General features: G+C 45.7%; 2 protein-coding genes. Both read left to right on the top strand.

All coding sequences use genetic code 11. The features are described 5' to 3' along the window. The first annotated feature begins 183 nt into the window (after window positions 1-183). Window positions 184-819, top strand: coding sequence for a DUF1007 family protein (locus X965_RS18615; RefSeq protein WP_072144610.1), 636 nt, complete (start codon window positions 184-186; stop codon window positions 817-819). 8 nt (window positions 820-827) lie between these two features. Further along, window positions 828-1,814: a nickel/cobalt transporter gene (locus X965_RS18610; protein ID WP_036419770.1), complete on the top strand. Its 987-nt coding sequence runs from the start codon at window positions 828-830 to the stop codon at window positions 1,812-1,814. Window positions 1,815-1,985 lie beyond the last annotated feature (171 nt).

The following is a 1,985-nucleotide window of genomic DNA, read 5'->3' as shown; positions in this document are numbered from 1 at the left end:
TGATGTTTTATTGAACAGGTGAATGAATGACAGATATCTGTGGCAGGGATCGCACTTTCGTCATTTTATGATGATTTTCTGTCCGCTACGGTATTTCAGAAAACAGTATTTTCATCCGCAGCACTATGTTATGTTATAACATCTTTTGCCGGGGTGAGATAATCTGTGAATTTAATCAGAAGAATGAATACGTTACTGCTCTCTTTCTTAGTTTTGCTGATGTTCAGTCCGCAGACATTTGCACACCCGCACAGTTTTATCGATATGGAAACGACCCTGATAACGGAAAACCAGACTCTGACAGGCATTGAGTATGTCTGGAAAATGGATCCGATGACTTCCGCAGATATTCTGTATGATTTGATGAACACCAAAGAAGACAGCCCGCAGTGGAAGAAGCAGGCAGCATCTGTGATGGCCAATATAATTGCACAGTCTTATTTTTCCGAACTGAATTATCAGAATAAAAAACAGCCTCTTAAACTCTTTCCGGACACCTACCGGATGACGCGTGAGGGATTGCAGATTGTTATGTCATTCCGTGTCTCACTATTGCATCCGATACCGTTAGCCGGCAGTACCATTGAGCTGAAAACCTATGAGCCGACTTTTTTTGTCAGTATGACCTACAACGGCAAACGCGCAATTCACCTTTCTCCGCCGGATGCATCACAGTGCCGGTTAATTTTTACCGAGGCGGATCCTTCGGATACCCTGAAAGATTACGCGCTGTCGCTGGATACCGGTGATACCCCGGATGATGACCTGACGCTCGGTCGCCAGTTTGCACAGCAGATCACCTTACATTGCCCGGAGTGAGATAACGGATGACATCATATTCACGGATTATTCTTCAGCTCACTGTTGTACTTATTATTTTATCTGCGGGCGGGTTGCTGTACAGCCAGTGGCCGTCATTGCTGCATGTCAGTGCAAAATTACAAAAAGAACTGAATTTTGAAATGGCGGCGCTGATTCAGAAAGTAGTGTCTGATCCGCTTAAAGCGGGCGGGCTTCTGACGCTTTTCAGTTTTTTATACGGCTTATTGCATGCTCTGGGTCCCGGCCACGGTAAAGTTATCCTTTCTGCTTACATCGCCACACATCCGGCAAAATTACGCCACAGCGCGTTATTAAGTATTCTGGCTTCTCTGCTTCAGGGCACTGTGGCGGTTATTTTAGTCTCTGTTGTACTGTTTATATTAAATTTGTCAGTACGCCAGTTAAATAATGTCAGCCAGATAACGGAGAAAGCCAGCTATGCATTTATTATTCTTTTTGGCGCCATTATTGTTATCCGCACATTACGTCGTTTATTTATCAGACCACCGGTCAATAAGCCGCAAATAAAAACAATCCGCGTATCGGATAATAAACCCCCTGTTGCGTTAAAACCGGTTTATCTGCAAAGCGGACAAGTTCAGACATGCAGTTGTGGTCATCAGCATGTTATGCCGGGAAATACAGTCACCGGCAATTGGCGGACACAAGCCGGTATGATTCTGGCCATGGGCAGCCGACCGTGTTCGGGGGCATTATTAGTTTTACTATTCTCATCAGTTATCGGTGTTTTTCACTGGGGAATTATCGCGGTATTTGCAATGGCGCTGGGAACCGGTATCACACTGTGTATGATAGCCTGGTTCGTACACAGCATGCGCTTTCTGGCACTGCGCCTGTCCCGTAATCCGGGGCGGACACCAAACCGGTATTATAGCGATATTCTCCGGCTGATCGCCGGGGGGATCTTTATTATTGCGGGGCTGCTGATGTATCAGGGAGCCGGGATATCAGCAGGGGGATTTTTTGTCTGAAAATAAAAAGACACCGGACTCAGCCGGTGTCTTATATTCACCGCTATTTAACCAGTTTCAGCACCAGTTCCGGTGCCATTTCTCTTCTGACACTGTCCAGTGACAGCATAATATTACCGGGGTGCCTTGATTCACCCATATATGCGGGTTTGTAGAGAATTTCAATCATTT

Origin of the sequence: Morganella sp. EGD-HP17 (assembly GCF_000512315.2) — a bacterium.
Lineage (GTDB): Bacteria > Pseudomonadota > Gammaproteobacteria > Enterobacterales > Enterobacteriaceae > Morganella > Morganella morganii.
This window is presented reverse-complemented; position numbering and strand designations above follow the sequence as displayed.

Coding starts and splice junctions, on each gene's coding strand:
- X965_RS18615 (WP_072144610.1), top strand. CDS start 184: ATGAATACGTTACTGCTCTCTTTCTTAGTTTTGCTGATGTTCAGTCCG.
- X965_RS18610 (WP_036419770.1), top strand. CDS start 828: ATGACATCATATTCACGGATTATTCTTCAGCTCACTGTTGTACTTATT.